At 53.1% G+C, this 17,956-nt stretch carries 18 protein-coding genes and 1 pseudogene; all 19 read right to left on the bottom strand.

The features are described from left to right. Positions 1 to 179 precede the first annotated feature (179 nt). The 19 genes and pseudogenes from ACHHV8_RS12265 to ACHHV8_RS12175 all read right to left on the bottom strand — a co-directional run bounded on the left by ACHHV8_RS12265 (position 180) and on the right by ACHHV8_RS12175 (position 17,941). Positions 180 to 416: a TIM barrel protein gene (locus tag ACHHV8_RS12265; protein ID WP_395158514.1), complete on the bottom strand. Its 237-nt coding sequence runs from the start codon at positions 414 to 416 to the stop codon at positions 180 to 182. A 14-nt stretch (positions 417 to 430) separates the two neighbouring features. Then, positions 431 to 1,012: a sugar phosphate isomerase/epimerase family protein gene (locus tag ACHHV8_RS12260; protein ID WP_395158513.1), complete on the bottom strand. Its 582-nt coding sequence runs from the start codon at positions 1,010 to 1,012 to the stop codon at positions 431 to 433. 25 nt (positions 1,013 to 1,037) lie between these two features. Further along, positions 1,038 to 2,030 (bottom strand): zinc-dependent alcohol dehydrogenase, encoded by a 993-nt coding sequence (locus ACHHV8_RS12255; RefSeq protein WP_395158512.1) that lies wholly within the window; start codon positions 2,028 to 2,030, stop codon positions 1,038 to 1,040. A 72-nt stretch (positions 2,031 to 2,102) separates the two neighbouring features. Continuing rightward, the gene (locus ACHHV8_RS12250; protein ID WP_395158511.1) at positions 2,103 to 2,942 is read right to left on the bottom strand and encodes a carbohydrate ABC transporter permease; all 840 of its coding nucleotides are present in this window, start codon (positions 2,940 to 2,942) and stop codon (positions 2,103 to 2,105) included. Between the two features lies 1 nt (position 2,943). Next, entirely contained in the window at positions 2,944 to 3,507 is a 564-nt protein-coding gene (locus tag ACHHV8_RS12245; protein ID WP_395158510.1) for a carbohydrate ABC transporter permease, read from the bottom strand. Then, positions 3,419 to 3,823: a carbohydrate ABC transporter permease gene (locus ACHHV8_RS12240; protein WP_395158509.1), complete on the bottom strand. Its 405-nt coding sequence runs from the start codon at positions 3,821 to 3,823 to the stop codon at positions 3,419 to 3,421. Before ACHHV8_RS12240 ends, ACHHV8_RS12245 begins: the two co-directional genes overlap by 89 nt. Positions 3,824 to 3,908: 85 nt before the next feature. Then, a complete protein-coding gene (locus ACHHV8_RS12235) occupies positions 3,909 to 5,267 on the bottom strand; it encodes an ABC transporter substrate-binding protein (RefSeq protein ID WP_395158508.1) in 1,359 nt (452 codons plus the stop codon). 119 nt (positions 5,268 to 5,386) lie between these two features. After that, the gene (locus tag ACHHV8_RS12230) at positions 5,387 to 7,012 is read right to left on the bottom strand and encodes a response regulator (RefSeq protein WP_395158507.1); all 1,626 of its coding nucleotides are present in this window, start codon (positions 7,010 to 7,012) and stop codon (positions 5,387 to 5,389) included. Then, positions 7,005 to 7,427 carry a sensor histidine kinase gene (locus ACHHV8_RS12225; protein ID WP_395158506.1) on the bottom strand — a complete coding sequence of 141 codons (423 nt, stop codon included), beginning with the start codon at positions 7,425 to 7,427 and terminating at the stop codon, positions 7,005 to 7,007. Before ACHHV8_RS12225 ends, ACHHV8_RS12230 begins: the two co-directional genes overlap by 8 nt. Beyond that, positions 7,315 to 8,772, bottom strand: a complete 1,458-nt coding sequence (locus ACHHV8_RS12220; RefSeq protein WP_395158505.1) for a cache domain-containing sensor histidine kinase — start codon at positions 8,770 to 8,772, stop codon at positions 7,315 to 7,317. Before ACHHV8_RS12220 ends, ACHHV8_RS12225 begins: the two co-directional genes overlap by 113 nt. 328 nt (positions 8,773 to 9,100) lie before the next feature. Beyond that, positions 9,101 to 9,541: an NUDIX hydrolase gene (locus tag ACHHV8_RS12215; protein ID WP_395158504.1), complete on the bottom strand. Its 441-nt coding sequence runs from the start codon at positions 9,539 to 9,541 to the stop codon at positions 9,101 to 9,103. Positions 9,542 to 9,616: 75 nt separating this feature from the next. Further along, positions 9,617 to 10,495 (bottom strand): arylamine N-acetyltransferase family protein, encoded by an 879-nt coding sequence (locus tag ACHHV8_RS12210; protein ID WP_395158503.1) that lies wholly within the window; start codon positions 10,493 to 10,495, stop codon positions 9,617 to 9,619. Positions 10,496 to 11,002: 507 nt separating this feature from the next. Beyond that, positions 11,003 to 12,961 (bottom strand): GTP-binding protein, encoded by a 1,959-nt coding sequence (locus ACHHV8_RS12205; protein ID WP_395158502.1) that lies wholly within the window; start codon positions 12,959 to 12,961, stop codon positions 11,003 to 11,005. A 159-nt stretch (positions 12,962 to 13,120) separates the two neighbouring features. Then, complete coding sequence (locus ACHHV8_RS12200) at positions 13,121 to 14,095, bottom strand: aldo/keto reductase (protein ID WP_395158501.1); 975 nt, start codon at positions 14,093 to 14,095, stop codon at positions 13,121 to 13,123. A gap of 66 nt (positions 14,096 to 14,161) precedes the next feature. After that, positions 14,162 to 14,695, bottom strand: a complete 534-nt coding sequence (locus ACHHV8_RS12195) for a DinB family protein (RefSeq protein ID WP_395158500.1) — start codon at positions 14,693 to 14,695, stop codon at positions 14,162 to 14,164. A gap of 203 nt (positions 14,696 to 14,898) precedes the next feature. Further along, on the bottom strand, positions 14,899 to 15,372 hold the full coding sequence (locus ACHHV8_RS12190; protein ID WP_395158499.1) for a DUF4358 domain-containing protein: 474 nt from the start codon (positions 15,370 to 15,372) through the stop codon (positions 14,899 to 14,901). A gap of 2 nt (positions 15,373 to 15,374) precedes the next feature. Beyond that, the gene (locus tag ACHHV8_RS12185; protein WP_395158498.1) at positions 15,375 to 15,575 is read right to left on the bottom strand and encodes a hypothetical protein; all 201 of its coding nucleotides are present in this window, start codon (positions 15,573 to 15,575) and stop codon (positions 15,375 to 15,377) included. A gap of 10 nt (positions 15,576 to 15,585) precedes the next feature. Continuing rightward, on the bottom strand, positions 15,586 to 16,446 hold the full coding sequence (locus ACHHV8_RS12180) for a DHHW family protein (RefSeq protein ID WP_395158497.1): 861 nt from the start codon (positions 16,444 to 16,446) through the stop codon (positions 15,586 to 15,588). Positions 16,447 to 16,533: 87 nt separating this feature from the next. Further along, positions 16,534 to 17,941, bottom strand: a pseudogene (locus ACHHV8_RS12175) (MBOAT family O-acyltransferase). Positions 17,942 to 17,956: the final 15 nt, after the last annotated feature.

Below are 17,956 nucleotides of genomic sequence, written 5' to 3'. Positions count from 1 at the left end.
TCTTCCGATCGCTGTTGTCCCTGGATTTCTTTAATTATCTTCCGCTTGTAGCGGTTGAAATTCAAGGACAAAGGCGAACGCTTTCGCTTCTACAGAACGATTCCGTGCTCTCCGCTAGTTTTTCAGTGGCCTCTTCTGCCAAGGAGTTTTTTGTAAATATACAGACTTTTGGATGTCATTCAAAGAGCAAGCACGCGGTCCACAGCCGCTTTCGTTTTCGCCGCAACGACGCCCGGAGCCAGCAGCGGAAGCTCCTTGCTGAAGGTTTCGACGGATACGAAGCTGTCGTAGCCGATCTGTCTAAGCGAATCCAGCATCCCTTTCAGATCGATGATGCCTTCGCCCGGCAGCAGCCGTTCGCTGTCGATCTGCTCATCGGCCGGCTTGTCCGGCGCATCGTTAATGTGAACGAGCACGATCTGCTCCGGCGTCAGCTTGAGAATGTCTTCCCTCGTGCATGGGAAGTAAACCAGTGGAAGCTGTCGAACAGCAGCCCGACGTTGGATTCCCCGATAGCGCCAATCAGCTCCAGCGCGCCGGGCATCGTATGTATGAAATCATGCTTCAAGGTTCTTAGCGTGTTGGGTCCGACCCACTCGATCCCGAAGCGGATGCCGTAGGCTCCCAGCACCTTGGCGCATTCCCTTAATCTGCGCACGAACCGGGCCGTATGCTCCGCCACCGGTTCATCCGTCGCAGGAAACAGCCAGGTGCAGCAGCGGGTGACCCCCATATGCCTGGCCAATGCGGCATGCTTGGGCAGCTCCTTCAGCTCGTCCTGGAACGTCTGCTCGTCCTTGCGGAACTCAACCGGCAGTCCGAAGCTGCCCAGGACGAGCCTTCTGGACAGCAGCAGCTCATGGGCCGCATCCTTGGAGCGCTGCTCCGCCGTTTGGCTGAACGGCACGATCGGATAATCGATGGCCTGGAATCCTGCGGATGCCGCAGCATCCAGGAAATCGATAAAAGGGACTTGCTTGCCGGTTGTCACCGGATTTAATGCTGCGATCATATGGTTTGTTCCTCCTCGAATCCCCTTATTCCCAGGGCTTTAATAAAATTTTGACACTGTTTTGCTGCGCCGACGTTTCAAACGCTTCCTGAATCCGGCTCATCGGGAATTGATGCGTCACCATCTTCTCCACCAGAGGCGAATGGCGGATCACTTGCATAATTTTCGGGAAATCGTTCAGGTTGTAATGCCATGCGCCGAACAGATGAATCCCTTTGCGGATCAGATCCTTGCTGATGGTGACGGGCGTCTCCACATGGCTTTCTCCGACGAAAGCGATTTTCCCCTTCCGTCTGACCGCATCGATGCACAGCCGGTGAGCGGGAACCGCTCCCGAGCAGTCGATGGCGTAGTCGGGTCCCGTCTCATTGCATAAAGAACGTATCTTCGCCAGCGCTTCCGGATCGCGCGGATCGATCACATCGACTGCGCCAAGCTCCCGGGCCAGCTGGCTCCGGTATTCATTGGACTCTACCGCAATGACCCGGGCTCCCCTGTACCGTGCGTTCACGACCGCGCCGATGCCGACCGGACCGAGACCGGTCACAAGCACCGTGTCGAATACGTTGACGCCCATGATCTGCATGGCGCCGAAGGTCGGCCCCAGCGCGCAGCAGGCGAGCGACGCCTTCTCATAGCTGATATCGTCGGGAATCTTCTTCACGATAAAGGACGGCTTCACGATATATTGCGACATCGTGCAGTCCGACATTTTATTGTCCAGGCAGTGGATATAATCCCCGGCTTCGCAGAGCGCGCAGTGCCCGCATCCGCTGAGCGGCATCAGAACGACACGGTCTCCCACCTGATGCGATCCCGCTCCGCCTACGGCTGCAATCTCCCCGGCCGCTTCATGCCCGAGACAATTGCCGACTGTTCCGTTAATGAATTTCTTGTACTCCGAGCACATAGGCGCTACATGAACCTTAATGAGCACTTCATCCTGCTTCAGCTCCGGTATCGGCGCTTCCACCAATACCGCCTGCCGTTCTCCGACAATCGCCGCTTTTTTCATCATTGCCATGACCTCCAGAAATGGTTTTGAATTCGTTCGGTTCAACCGATGGATCTCGGTTCGACCGGCTTGCCGTTACCCTTTGACCGCACCGGCAGTAATGCCCTGTACGATATAGTTTTGCAGTATCATATAAATAAGAATGCCGGGAACCATCCCGACCGTAATCGCCGCCAGCACCTGGGCCCAATCCGTCGAATAGAAGCCCATAAATTGCAGCAAGGCGACCGGAAGCGTCTGGGAAGCGGTTTTCTTCAGGAAAATCAGCGCATATAACAGCTCGTTCCATGAGTGGATGAAGCTGAGAATCGCTACGGTCGCTATGGCAGGCATCGATATAGGCAAAATAATCCGGAAGAAGCACCCGATCAAGCTGCTCCCGTCAATGACCGCCGCCTCTTCCATATCTCTGGAAATCGTCGCATAATAACCTGTCAGAATAAGGACCGATGTAGGAATGCCGAATGCGGCATACGGCAGCATCAGCAGGATTCTCGGATCGATCCATTTGTTATAGCTCTGCAGATCCAGATAAATTGGAATAAGCGTCGAATGCACCGGGATCATAATGCCCAGCAGAATAAGGCCCAATACGGCTTTGCTGCCCTTCCATTTCAGCCGGATCATGCCGTACGCCGCCATAGCCGAGAACAGAATGACCACCAAGGTAGAAACCGCCGAAATATAAAAGCTGTTCCAGACGTTCACCTGCAGATGGAATTGAGTGAAAATAACGTTATAGACTTCCCAATGAAACTGATCGGGCAGCCCCCATGGATTCGTGTAGAATGATTCCTCGGATTTCAGAGAGCCCAGAATGACCCAAATAATCGGATAGATGACCGCTGCCGCCAGCACGATCAAGAGGGCGTACCGGGACACATTCACGGCGTAGCCGGATGCGGAGGTTTTCACTTCAAGCCCTCCTTTCCCGCGCGAGCAAAGACAGCGCAAGCGTAAATAGGATATTCAACAGCAAAAGCACGACCGCAACGGCACTGCCGTAGCCGTACCTCATTTCAACGAAGGCGGTATTATACATGTGCAGCGCCAGCACGTCGGAATGATGGGCGGGTCCTCCGCCGGTTAATGAAATGACGGTATCGAACGCTTTGACCGATCCGGTCAAGCATAGAATCAGGCTGATGATGATGAACGGCTTGACCAGCGGAAGCGTAATATGGAACAATGTCTGCACGCTGTTGGCTCCGTCGATCTTGGCGGATTCATACGTTTCCTTCGATACCGTGGACATGCCGGTTAAGTAAATGACCATATGATAGCCGAAGTACTGCCACGACAGCGCGATAATCGGGCCGTAGATGGCCAGCTTCGGGTCGGACAGCCAGTCTTTATCGAAGGCGGCGTTACCCAGCAGCCGGATGAACAGATTAAGCAGCCCAATGTCGCTGTGAAAAACAAATAAGAACAGCAGGCCGACCGAGGTGCCCCGATATAATGACCGGGAAGAAATAAACATTACGGAAAAAATGCAGCCCTCGTATGCCGCCGTTCAGCAGATTGGCCAGCAGAAAGGCAATCGGCAGCTGCAGCACAATGCAGCCCAATGAAAAAATCAGCGTGTTCCGTAAGGACAACAAAAAGATGTCGTCATGAAAAAACAAGTCGGCATAGTTTTTCAAGCCGATAAACAGCTGGGTTCCTACCAGATTCCATTCGAAAAAGCTGTAATAAATGGACTTGAGAATAGGAATCGGCAGCACATACACATAAATCAGCAATGCAGGTAATACAAAAAATGCAATCGTTCCTTTATTGCGCAGCAGCTTCTCCACTTCGGTAAGTCTCCCCCTTCCACACGCTTCCTTTATCTCTGGGGAGGGAGCCCGGCCTGCGTTTCGGGCAGAGCTCCCTGCAGTATTATTTGGCTCCCGCCTGAGCCTGCTTCTTCTGATCCTCGGCTTTCTTCTGTAGATCGGCAAGCGCTTGCTGCGGATTGACGTCCATATAGAAGCCTTGGGTCGTATTGTTCAGCTCTTTGCCCATGTAGACGCCCAGAGGGAGATCCCAGAAATACATCGAGCCTTTTGCATTTTGCCCGGCTTTCATCAAGTCTTCGCTAAGCGCAGGCAGCTCGCCCGGCTTGGCCGTAAACTGATAGGCCAGCATATTTCCCATCTTCGCCAGTTCCAGCTGGCGCGCCTCGGAATACATAAACTTGAGGAACAGCTTGACTTCCTCCGGATGCTTCGTGGCTGCCGCCACCGAATACGCATTGGTCGGTGTCTGGAGATAATCGTCCTTGCTGCCTTTGCCCCCGGCTACGTCGGGGAAGTTGAAGAATCCTACTTTATCTCCCATCGACTGAACCAGAGTCGCATTGCTGGACGACGTCAAGCCGATATACATGCCGGCCTTGCCCTGGCTTAATTTAATTTCCGATTCCGCCCGGGTCAGGCTGTTGACATTTTTCTCGAACGTGCCCCGTTTGACCAGATCCTGCATCATGTTCGCCGCATCGAGGAACGGTTTATCCGTCCAGGAGCCGGTTTTATCCACGACGGTTTTCTGATAAACGTCCATGCCACCGATCCGCTCGGCAAGCATCATAAACAGAATCGTGCCGACCCAAGGCTCTTTATTCGGCATCGTGATCGGAATAATCTCATTTTTCTTGAGGACGTCGATAATCGTCAGCAGCTCATCGTAGGTTTTGGGCGGCTGCAGGTTGAACTTCTGGAACACTTCCTTGTTGTAATAAACAATTTCCAGGTCCTGGGTTAACGGCATCGCGTACGTTTTCCCGCTGAAGGTTGTCGCGCTCAAGGACAACGGCGAAAATTTGCTTTTCAATTCAGGTGTGGAATTCAGGAAATCCGTCAAATCGTATACCCTTGAAGACTCGGCAAAAGGTCTCAGCCTCTCCAGCGTCCATGTCTGGAAAATATCCGGCACGTCGTTGGCCGCCATTCTTGTCGTCACGGTCGTCAAGTAGTTGTCCCCGCTTTGATTGTCGATCACTTCAAAATCGATATTCGGATGCTCCTTCTTAAACGCCTCGACATTATCGTGCATCCATTGCGCCCGAGGGTCGGCCGAGCCGCTGTTTTTGGGAAACATCAGCTGCAGCGTTACTTTCTTGGCCGGATCTGCCGCTTGTTTAGCTCCCCCTGTGTCTGTTGCCGCTCCCGTTCCCCCTCCGGATGAGCAAGCTGCAAGCGCCAGCGTCAATGCTAAGCCGGCTATTCCTGATTTGAAAGCATTTCCAATCTTTTTCATCCCTAGCTCCCCTTTTTAACGAATTGCAACCGGTTACAGAACTTAGTTTAAAGCAATGCCGAAGGAAACAGTAGATCACAAAATGTACATTTGGTTTAAAATCATGACCAACAAAGTCATTAAAATAACTCCTTGAAATGGTCGCGGTATTCGCTCGGGCTGATCCCGGTACTTTTTTTGAATTTCACCGAGAAGTAATGAGGATCCTCAAAGCCGGTCTGGCTGGAGACCTCGTAAATTTTGGACAACGGGTTTTGCAGCAGCCGCTTGGCTTCCTGGATTCGGATGCCGGTCAGCAGATCGGTAAACGTTTCGCCCGTTTCCTTCTTAATCAGCCGGCTGATATAATTGCTGTTCAGATGAATCTGGGCGGACAGCCATTCCAGGCTGATATTGCCGGCGTAATGCTCCTGCAGCAGGGCGATAATCTGCTCGATCACCTTCTTATGCTGCGTTTTCGTCTGCTTGTACACTTCGCGCGACATCTGCACGACCGCTGTCTCAATGATCTTAAAGCAGCCCTCCGACGTTTCACACAGCAAGATTTCGTTGATGACCTTCTCCCGCATCGGAAAGTCCACCTCAATATTGCCCCGAACAACGAGGCTGAGCACCTGTGCCGCCAGCTCCACGCTGACCGCTCTGACCATGCTGGGACGCTCCTGGTTGCGGGAGAAGGCGCCGTACAGCTCCACCAGCGTCTGCCTGCATTTCTCCTCATCCCCTACCTGCAGCGCCTTAATAATCTGTTTGCTGCACTCGCTGTAATACGAGAAAGGAGCGCTGTCGTCATCCTTATCCGGTTCCTGCGACACATCGGCATGAAAGATAACGGCACCGGCGCCGGTATAAAATATATGCTGGAGCGCGTCCGCAGCTTCAAAGTAAGCCTGGTTCACATGGACCAGCTTCGGTTTTTTGCGGCTGATGCTGAACGACAGCGTGAACGGCACATCCCGGGACGAGAGCAGGCTCTGCATTTCCTCGCACATGTGCGTGATCGTCTCTCTGGCGTCCTCTTCCTCGGTCATATAGACGATGCTGAACCATTCGTCCTTCAAAGGAACGAAATAACAAGCGGGAACCTGTTTCACGTACTTTTCGATATGCTCGGTGATAGCCGCAATCCAATACTGCTTCTCTTCCTCGTGATTGAAGAACGCTTCCGGCTCGTCCGGCTTGAATAAAATAAGATGCAGCGGCATGTCCAATGGAATTTCATACAGCCGGAGCGATTCCTCCGAAATCGCCGTATCCGTCTCCAGCTGACCGTTCAAGATCAGCTTTCGCAGAAACAAGCTGCGGTATGTATGGAGCTGCTGCTGAAATTCGCTCTTGAACTTGGCCAGCTCCTGGCTGCGCCGTTCCTCCGCTTGAATATGCCGGACGGCATCGGCAATGACCGCTTTCATGTCGTCGTAGACCGTCGGCTTGAGCATAAATTGGAACACGCCGAGCTGAATGGCTTGTCTCGCATACTCGAATTCGCTGTATCCGCTGAGCAGAATCACCTTGGCCCTGGGATTCGCCTTAATCGCGCTGCCTGCAACCTGGATGCCGTCATACCCCGGCATTTTGATATCGGTTACAATAATGTCCGGCTTCCATTGATCGATCACCTGCATCGCCTCATGTCCGTTGCTGGCAATACCGACCACCGCACACTCGATATCTGCCCACGGAATCGATTCATGCAGACCTTTGCGAATCATCGCTTCATCGTCAATAATGACCGCTTTATACATGTGCGTTCACCTCTTTCACTGGGAGAGTTATCGTAATTTCCGTTCCTTTGCCAAGCTCGCTGCGAATGTCGAGACCATAAGGCTCACCGAACAATAAGCGGATTCTTTGGTGAACATTAAAGATGCCGATACCCGTATGCATCCGCTCCTCCTGGGGAGTTAACAGCGTGCTTACCTTCTCCGGCGTCATGCCGCAGCCGTTATCCTGGATCGTAATTTTCATCCGGTCCTCTCCGGCATAGCCTAGGATCTTGATTTTCCCGACGTCCAGCTTATTCTCAAAGCCGTGCAGGATAGCGTTTTCAACCAAAGGCTGGAGGGTTAGCTTGGGGATCGGTGCACGCGAGCATTTCTTTGGGAATGTCCATATAAATCCACAGGTTGCCGCCGTAGCGGATGCGCTGGATGCCTGCATACTTTTGCGTGTGCCCGTATTCCTCCTGGACCGTCACGATATCCTTGCTGCGGTTGATGCTGTACCGCATAATGTCGGCGAGCATGGTGGTAATATCGCATATCTCGTCCACCTTGTGCATGCGGCCGATCCAGTTAATCGCTTCCAAAGTGTTGTACAGAAAGTGGGGATTGATCTCGGCCTGCAGGGCCCTCATTTCCAGCTCGTGCTTCAGCCTTTGCAGCTCGGAATCTCTTGCGATCAGCTGCCGGATCCGGTTCATCATATTGTTGAACGTGGCGGCGAGCGAGGTTAATTCATCCTTGCCGTCGTAATCCAGATTGACCGACAGATCGTTCGTCTCGATATTCCGCATTTCGCGGATAATATGGATCAAGGGCCTGGAAATATTGCTTGCAATGATTTTGGCAAGTAAGATACCGATCACCGTGAACAAAATAGCGACGACAATGACCCAATTGCACACAATTTCAATGCCGGAGTACAGCTCCTTGGTCGGAATGCTGAAGAGATAGATCCAGTTCGTATATTCCGATTTGTAATAATTGAGAAAAATACCGTTCGTCTTATCGACAAACGAGCCTGTCGGCCCCGAGAAGTCCGTTTCCTGCCAATCCGTATATTTCTTCCCGGTTTTCTGGACATCGTTGCTGGAAATGACATAGCCGTCCTTCCCAAGCACGACCAGTTCCCCGTTGAAATCGCTATTGCGGAAAATTTTTTCCTTCACGAACAGCAGCAGCACGCCATTGTTCTTGAGCGTCGATAGATCGTTGATCTGTCTCAGAACGGGAATGACCACCTTCCCCTCAGGCAGAATTTGGCTGTTCATCCACACCATCTTGCCGTCGCCCTGCACGGCGCCTTTACGGTACTCGTCCAAAGCCAGCGGGAGCGGTTCATCGGTATTGCTGACGATCTCGTTCCGGTTATTAATCAGAACGACTCTTTCGATATTGGAATGGGACAGCAGGTAGTTCGTCAGCAGATTGCGCAGGTTGATCTTGAGCTGGTACGACTCCGGTGAATCCGGCAAACCTCCTGAATTGAAGAACCGCTTCACCTCCAGGTCTTGAATGAACAAGTACGTATCCAGATCCTGCTGCTTAAGCTGGGTGTCCATATTAAAGCTGATTTGCTTCAAAATGTTCTGGAAATTGTCTTTGGATTTCTCCCGAAACAGAAACATGCTGAAATAGATAGCGAAGACACTGACGACGGTAATCGAAATAATAATCAGCAAAGGATAGGTCAGCAGCAGCTTCCGTTCAATTTTATGATTTTTTAGTCGAAACCAGCCGAATACGCGATAAAACCGTTGAATCGTGTTGTCTAACCGGTGCATGTTTAGCCTCCTTTTTGTGAAATGAAGAACGGCTGCGGAATGATTTCCTTCCCCCTCGGCACTCCTTTCCCGGTATATTTGTACTGCCTTCAATATAAAAGTCTCCTCCTTTATTTTCAAGTAAAAAAACGCCGGAAGGTTTAGTCCCCTTCATTCAACCCGCTTCCCCCAAAAAACGCAAAAATGTCGATCGGTGTCCTTTCATGGATGCTCGACTGCATCCAACCGCCGCTTTTAGCAGTCTTAGGCAGCCCTCTATATGCGGCAAAAAAAGACCCTCCCTGGGTCTTATCGACTTGCGGGAGGGCCCTGCCTTGCGGACATTTACTTACTTGGAACAGATATCGGCCTCATCATCCCCCAATAGCAGAACCTGGCTCATATTCACTTGTTCAATCATATGCCCGATATTGCCTTCGCCGGCATAAAGGGACAAGTCAAAAAAATCTTGATTCAAATCGGACCAGAACAATTCATTCTCGTCGCCGAAGACCTCCACCTCGCGCTTCAGTCTGCCGGCATACACTTCAACATAACATTGCTGCAAATAGTATGTAAAATCCATAATGTGATGCAGGGTCACATCCTCGAATGGAATACCAGTTTCTTCCTTTAATTCTCGGTAAGCGGCGTCCAGTCCGGTTTCCCCGTCCTCTATTTTCCCGCCGACCAGATTGTTCAAGCCTTTGTACGGATCTTTGAGCCGCCTGCACATGAGCAGACGGTCCCGATCTTTGCTGTAAATCATAAGCACGTTATATCCTTGCATGATTGACCTCCGCTTAAATCTCAAGTGTAATCGGTATGCACCGTTTTATCCAGCTATTTTCCAGCTGCTTACCAGTTAATTGCCCATTGCAAACCTCGAAGCTTTCCACTCGGCATGCGCGGCCGCGACTCTGTTCCAGAGCTCATCGCGTTCCAGCCTGCTGTAATTCACAAGATGCTCCCCGAATACATCGCCCAGGACGTCCAGCCATTGCCGCTTGCTCTCCAGCTCGGTTTTCGTCAGGCCGTTCTTATCGCGCCGGCTCCATACGCAGCCGCGAAGCTCATTGCTTGCGTCGGCGTCTCTTTGCCGAACCAGGAACATATTGATCCATGGCGATTCAGGCGATCGGCTGTAAAATGCATGCTTCGGAATAAACTCCTGCAGGTCCGTGAGTACAGCGGCATCAATGTCCACCCCTGCAAAAGACGCAAGCGGATCGTGCTCCAATCGCCAGCCGGGTGTCACAACGGTAGATTCCGTCAGCCTGTAGCTCAAAGGCCCCTGCTCGTATTCGCCGTATCGGTACGGTAGCGGCTCATAGGGCATATCTCCCAGCCCCACATCGACAATCCACCGTTCCATCGTATGCCGGTCATGGAGCAGATCGACCGTCAGACCCAGGTGGAAGGAATTCACGCGCGGCTCCGCTCCCAGAGGCTGCACACCGGCCCGGTGCAAATTGACCCGATAGCCGAGGGCATGGAGCAGAGCGCTGAATGCCCCGTTCAGATGAAAGCAGTAGCCGCTTCTGCGGCTGAGCAGCAGCTGGACGGATGCTTCAAACCCGATGTCTGCCGGGTTCCCTGCAAAAATATCTATCGTTTGCCACGAAAACGTCTTTACATGGGCTTGATGCAGCGCAAACAAATGCTCCTTGGTAGGCGGCTGCTGCTCCGCCATACCGATGCTGTCCAGGTAGGCTTGTAGGGTATCCCTGGTCATAAGATACATGGCGTGTCACCTCTGATTCTCCAAAATCGCTTGCTGCCGGGATGCTCCTGCTGCTGCGTAGTTTCTATTGTAAAGACAGAAGCTGCCCTTCTGCAATGCATATACCATCAAACTGTACCAGTACAGTTTGATGTGCGGTTTGCAGCCAGGCTCAGGTGAGAGCGGAGGCGGCCGCGGTGCGGCATTTGCCGGGCCTTTGCAGCTTGCTTACGCAGCTTGTTGCAGCCGCAGCCAGGCACTTACCGCGTGCACGTGCGGTTTGTTGCGGCCCCAGACGGGCTCTTGCTCCTGTTGCCGACCGCAGCCGGGTTCTTACCGCGTACACGTCCGGTTTGCTGCGACTACAGCCGGCTCTTGCGCAAGCCTTTGCGACCGCTTTGCTGCTTCAGATAGGCTCTCGCTTAAGCATCTGCGGCCGCACCGCTGCTTCAGCCAAGCTCCTACGCAGGCCTTTACGGCCGCGCTGTAACCGCAGTCCAGCCATGCGCCTCCGCATCGCGGCATCCCTTAGAGCAGGTGCATCTTCGCCTCCGCCTCATCCCACGGCACCGTGTAGCCATGTCCCTTCGCGCAGAAAATCGAAGAGGAGCTGTACAGCGGATCGGCATCCTTGTTGTAGCCCTTGCGCTCGATCACTTCCTGCGCGTTATGGCACAAATCATAGCCGCCAAAGACCAGCTGTATGCTGCCTCTGCCGTGCGTGAATGAAGCGAGCTCCGTGCTGTAATCCATAAAGGTAGCTACAGGCACTTTGCCCGTAATGACAGCGTGAGCGCTTGTCGTCTGCGGAGGATCGAACTGTCCGTGGGCGCGTTGGATATCGGATAACACTCTGCCCATCTCATCCAGCTCCACTTTGATCTTAAAATCATAATAAGGCTCGAGCAGCGCGTTCTCCGCTTTCTCCAATCCCTGTCTCAGTGCGCGGAACGCAGCTTCGCGAAAATCGCCGCCATGCGTATGCTCGTTATGCGCGCGGCCCGTCAGCAGCGTAATCCGGATATCGGTCACCGGCATCCCCGTCAGTAATCCATGGTGTTCCCGCTCATACATATGTGTCCTGACAAGATTCTGGTTGCCGATGCTTAAATCGTTCGGATGACAGGCATTCATGAACGTAATCCCGCTGCCCCGCTCTCCCGGCTCCAGACGCAGATGCACCTCCGCGTAATGCTTGAGCGGCTCGAAGTGACCGTAGCCGTTCACCGTGGATTGAATCGTTTCTTTATACAAAATTTCAGGACGGCCGAAGGCGACGTCCAGCTGGAAACGTTCCTTCACAAGCTGCTGCAGCACCTCCAGCTGAATGAGGCCCATCACATGAATGTGGATTTCCTGCAGGCTCTCCTCCCAGATGACATTCAGGGACGGGTCCTCCGCATTCAACAGCCGGAACGCTTTCAGCACATCCTTCACGTTCAGGGAATCGTCGAACAGAAGCTTCGATGTAAGCGTCGGCACCATACCATAGGTCAGCCTGTCCGAGATGATGCCCAGCCCCTGTCCCGCCTCGGCTGCGGACAATCCGGTCACGGCAAACAGATCCCCCGCGGATGCTTGCTCGACCGGCTGCAATTTACTCCCGTTCACCATAAAAAGCCGCGTTACCTTCTCGTGAAGCTCATCGCCTTCGCCGCTGCTATAGGAGAGCTCGTCCCGTACCTTCAGCTTTCCGCTCAACGCTTTGATATAGGTCAGCCGCACACCGCTAGCGTCGTGGCGGATTTTGTAGATACGCCCGCCGAACGGAGCCTGATCGTCGTAATCGACTTTTGTCAGGACATGCAGCTGGTCCAAAAACTCCGTGACACCGGCGTCCTGCAGAGCCGATCCGCTCGCGCAGGGAAAAAGCTCGCAGCCGCGAACCTTGCTCTGCAGCGCCTGCAGCCAGAACTGCCGGTCGCCCGCTCCGGCCAGAAACTGTTCCAGCAACAGCTCGTCCCGCTCCGCCATGCTTTCGAGCAATGCTTCTCCTACCACTTCGTCCGTCAAATTCCCGGTAAGCATACAGGCATCTTCCGTCAGATGCATACGAATCTCTTCCATGATCCGGTCTGCGTCCGCTCCGGCCCGGTCTGTTTTATTAATGAACAAGAAGGTCGGAATCCGATGCTTCCGCAGAAGCTGCCATACCGTTTCCGTATGCCCCTGAATGCCTTCCACAGCCGAAATAATCAGAATGGCATAGTCCATGATCTGTACAGCGCGCTCCATCTCCGGAGAGAAATCGACGTGACCGGGCGTATCGATCAAATAATAAGTGTCTCCCTTATACGACATGACAGCTTGGTCTGCAAAAATCGTAATGCCTCGCTCCCGCTCGATGTCATGGCTGTCGAGATATGCATCCTTATGATCGACTCTGCCCCGTTCCCGGATGCTTCGAGTATGGTAGAGCAGCTGCTCGGCAAAGGTCGTTTTCCCCGCATCCACATGGGCAAACATGCCTATTGTTTTCGTATTCATCGTTTCACCTTGATTTCACTATGAAGTTTTCTACAGTAACAGAACATTCTAATCAAATGCGAAGGGCACCCCGGGGTGCCCTTCAGGAACTAATATATTAATAATACCATGATCATCCGATCATTCATCGGGACAAGTCCATCTGCAGCTTATTCCGAATTATTTCCGCCGCGGCGCGCTTCCAAACGGAGGCGAATAAATAAACTCTTCGCTGGCTTCATTCAGAGCCTGCAGAACATCTTGGCTCAGCTCCAGCTCAACCGCTTTCAGATTCTCGTCGATTTGCGCTTCGCGGGTCGCTCCGGCAATGACCGTGCTTACTGCAGGCTGATGCATCAGCCATGCCAGCGAGAGCGCCGTTGCCGACGTACCGATCTCTGCGGCAATCTTGGCCACGCGTTCGCCCAATTCCATACGTGCAGCATCCATCCGCTGTGCGAAGTTCGGGTTCTTGTCCAGCTGGGAGCCGCTCGGTACGGAGCCTCCCGAATATTTTCCTGTCAGGATGCCTCCTGCCAGAGGGAAATACGGAATGACGCCAATCCCCTGATCCGAACAAAACGGCAGCAGTTCTCTTTCCACGCCGCGATCCGCAAGCGAATAGCCGGGTTGAACCGACACATATTGGGTCAGCTGCCGCTTGTCGCTAATAGCCAACGATTTCATTAACTGCCATGCAGAGTAATTTGACGCTCCCACGTATCTCACTTTTCCGGAGGAGACCAGATCATCTAAAGCACGGAGCGTTTCGTCGAGCGGCGTCTTCGGATCGAATGCATGAATCTGGTATAAGTCTATGTAATCTGTCCGCAGACGCTTCAAGCTTCCTTCGATTTCCTGGAAAATATGCTGGCGCGAGGAACCGCTGGAGTTCGGACCATCGCCGCGCTTCATACCGGCTTTGGTCGCAAGAATCACCTCATGACGGCGTCCTTCGAACGCCTCGCCGATAATTTCCTCCGATTTCGTGCCCGTGTAAATATTAGCCGTGTCAATGAACGTGATCCCGTTGTCGACAGCATGATGCAGCACCCGAATCGATGTATCCTTGTCCGCACGTCCGCCGAATGCATTCGTACCCAACCCTAACACCGAAACGTCCAATCCGCTTGTCCCCAATTTCCGATACCGCATACTTAACGCCTCCCATGCTTTAATTTACCAATTTATTATATCATGGAATTTCAATATCTTCTTCCCTTAATTTAGCTGCTTTTTTAAAATGCCTAGATAAGCTTTCCAGGGACCTACATCCTCGCTGTATCTCCCTGCCATAATGCGAACGATTTGAGCGGTGTGCGTCAAATCGTGAACGACCCACGTCGACAGCAATTCTTTTGCCTTCACCGCACCGAACTCGGGGTGTGAGCCGGTTAATTCCAGCTGTGATTCATGCTGAATAAGCTCCTTGAGTCTTATTAGATTGCTGGATCGAATCGTTTTGAATGCGAGCAGCTTTTGTTGAATCGTCGTTTCAGCCGTTTCCTGTAAATGAGCGTACCTGTCAAACGGAGGAAAAGGTTGGTTCCCTCCTTCCCGGAGAATAAATTCCAGGCGCGGAATCCAGTTCGTTCTCTCCCCCTCAATCAGGTGTCCGATCACTTCGGCCACATTCCAGGTGCCTTCGCCTTCATCGCATTGAAGCCAGCCCTCGGATAGCCCGGATAGAAACAGCTCCAATGCCTGCGGCGTCCGCTCCAAAACCTCCATAGCTTCATTCATGGTAAAATTCATTGCTGCAGCGCTCCTTCCCATTATGCCAAGCTCATTCAATATAATTCCATCGTACCAAGCGGACCTTTCCATGTAAACCGAAAATCCGCGTGAAGTTCGACTGACCGGCGCATCTCGCCGCACGCATGCTTGGGTTTCGCACGCGTTGGAATTGGAGCAAGCCTCCTTTCCCTTCGCCCTGCTAAAGCTTGCTGCTGCCCTGCTCACTTCACCATCTTATCAAACGCTGCTTCCATCAGGTCCGCATCCTTCGAAACCGCGAAGATGACGAATGGCCCCCGCGATTTTAAAACATGCTTCTCGATCAAATAATATTCCTCAGGCCTATAGTCCTTAAATTTGACGGTTTGCTCCTCGATCCTTTGCCGTATTTGATCCATAACGCGTCCAGTACCGCTCGTGTCCTTGACTTTAATAATGGCGAGTTCATCCGCTTTTACATTCGATAACGCCGTGTATAGAACATAATCGGCCACATCTGCCGTCTCGATATGGTATAACTTGCGCAGCTGCTCCGCCTGCCCTCTCTTCATCCCGCTGAGGTCTGCGGCTTGCTGAATGCGTTCGCCGACTTCGGCGGCCGTCAGCGCTTCGTATGCCCCGCCGTGAACGGAACATCCGGTTACCATTGCGATGGCTGCAGCCAGCACAAGCAGTATGATTCGTTGGCGTGTCATTATTATCCCTCCGTTAAATTCAAAATGGACGGATCCTCGAAAAAGGTGTTGATATTGTAAAGAATCAGCATGTCTTGAATTTGGCGTTCCTGCACAAGCTTCGAGAGCGGTTCATCGTCATACCGCAGATCGACGACATCGATCTCTCCGAAGTGTTTCGTCAAGAACGGAATCAAGCAATTGGCGTACGAATCCTTGACCACGAGCAGCTTCTTATCCGCAGCGACCGTCCGTCGTGATTCTTACCAGCCCATGGTTGCCGTTCAGAAAAACCGCATACTTGTCTTTCTTGCCGAGATTCTCCGGCTCGTACATGGAATCCGTAATCCGCCCTTCGTCCATGTACGCCACCTCAAGCTTGCTTGTCATTTTCGGCAAATAAAGGTCGATCCGATCGGGCTGCAGATGACGGAAACCGCTCTTGGAATACAGCGAACCGTAGAACCGGTCTGTCCCTTCGCGAATGTCGAACGATTCCTTCGCTTGCGGGGCCAGCCCCATCTGCCGGCAAAGCTCCCGGTACGCGTAATAAGCGCCGTTCGTCGTCCAATGATGGTCGGTTTTATAGTAGATGGGTGCCTCCCGAACGGCGTCCAGCACGGGATAGACATCGACGAAACGAATATCCGGCGGCAGCGCCAGCCGCACTCGCTCCAGATCGGCCAGCTCGTCGCCGACCGAAGCGTATGCGGGCAGCTTGTCACGAAGCAGCCCAGCGGCGGTCGGCGCCAGCATGACATACTTGCGAAGACCGGGCATGGCGCTGCCGAAGGCTTCCATCGCGCTCACTCTGCTCTCCATTTCCGTCTCCGCTGGCGAACGGTACCTCTCGATGAGATACTCATCCTTGCCCAGGAAGACGCCGTTGCTTTCCTTCTTGCCCAAAGCCCGGTCCGCATCGGTCTTAGCGCCGACCCAAGCATCCCGGAGCACGAATTGGTCGGACGTATAGCTTTCGTAATTTGAAGCGAACTTCCCCGACAGAATCGCATGGAGCGAGAGGTCCGGACGCTGCTCCAGCACGCGGTTTTCCGATTCCGAGAAGGGGCTGTCGTGCGCCAGAAGGTTAGCCACGGCCACCGCCCCGATAAACAGCAGCAGCAGGATGCCCGAAGCGGATTTGCGTTTTTTGTCATACTCGATCAGAATCGCCCTCTCCCCTCAAAACCGAAAATATAAGAACGGATTATAAGTCTCGTTTACCAGATAAGCCGATGATAGCGCCAGAGCAGCAAAATAAACTGCCAGAACGGCAACCGCGCCTCCCAAACGCCATCGGTCCTTTAGATGCAAGATCAGCTTCCTCGGAAGCGGCGTCGCGCACAGCATCGACAGAACGAGCAGACTCCCGTTCGCCGACAGCTCGTAGAGCGCCTGGCGGTCTCGCCCAGCTGTGGGCACCGAAGCCGAACATCGTTGCGATAAACGTCCGCGCCGAAGCCGGCTGATCGAATTCAAACAACACCCAGCCAATCATGACAACGAGAAGCGTGTAAAGATGCTCCGCCGGTTTCGGCCAACGCTGCATCCACTTCAGAAGAAACAGCTTCTCGATTGTAATGAACAGCCCGAAATACAGGCCCCAGATGACAAAGTTCCAGCTTGCCCCATGCCATAGGCCGGTTAAAAACCAAACGATGAGCAGGTTCCGAAGCTGCTTGCCCATGCCCTGCCGATTGCCGCCGAGCGGAATATAGACATATTCCCGGAACCAGGAACCGAGCGAAATGTGCCATCTGCGCCAAAACTCCGTCACGCTTCGGGAAATGTACGGATAGCGGAAGTTCTCGGGCAATTCGAAGCCGAGCATCTTGCCGAGCCCGCGCGCCATATCTGAATAGCCGCTGAAATCGAAGTAAATCTGGAACGTGAACGCCGTGATGCCAAGCCAGGCGGAGAGCACGCTCAGCTCTTCCGAGGGCGCTGCTTTGACGCTCGTCCACAGCATCCCGATCTGATTGGCCAGCAGCACCTTTTTGGCCAGTCCCCGGATGAACCATTCCGCACCCTCGCCGAACCGTTCCATCGTCACCTTGCGGGACGCCAGCTGGCTCGCGATCTCTCCGTATTTGACGATCGGGCCGGCAACCAGCTGCGGAAACATCGTCACATAGGTGCCGAAGGCAACGATATTGCGCTGCGCCGCAGCTTTGCCAAGATAGACGTCGGCCACATAGGACATCGTTTGGAACGTATAAAAGGAGAGACCTACCGGCAAGGGGAGGTCGGCAGCCTGCAAGTGCATACCGAACCATCGATTCACGTTCTCGACGGCAAACCCGGCGTACTTGAACAAGCACAGCATGGCCAAATTAGCGGAGATGGAGCCGATAAAGACCGTCCTTGCCACCCGTTTCCGATGTCTGAACCGGTCAATCAGAAGCCCGTTGGCATAATCGAAGACCGTCGAGAAGATCATCAGGAAAATATACAACGGCTCGCCCCAGGCATAGAAAATAAGGCTTTCGGCGAGCAGAATCGCGTTCCGCAGCTTCTTGGGCGATACATAATAAACGAGCACCGCAGCGGGCAAAAATTGAAACAAAAAGATCAGGCCGCTAAAAACCACCGCGCGTTCCCTCCC

The organism is Paenibacillus sp. TAB_01, assembly GCF_043945595.1.
Lineage (GTDB): Bacteria > Bacillota > Bacilli > Paenibacillales > NBRC-103111 > Paenibacillus_S.
This window is presented reverse-complemented; position numbering and strand designations above follow the sequence as displayed.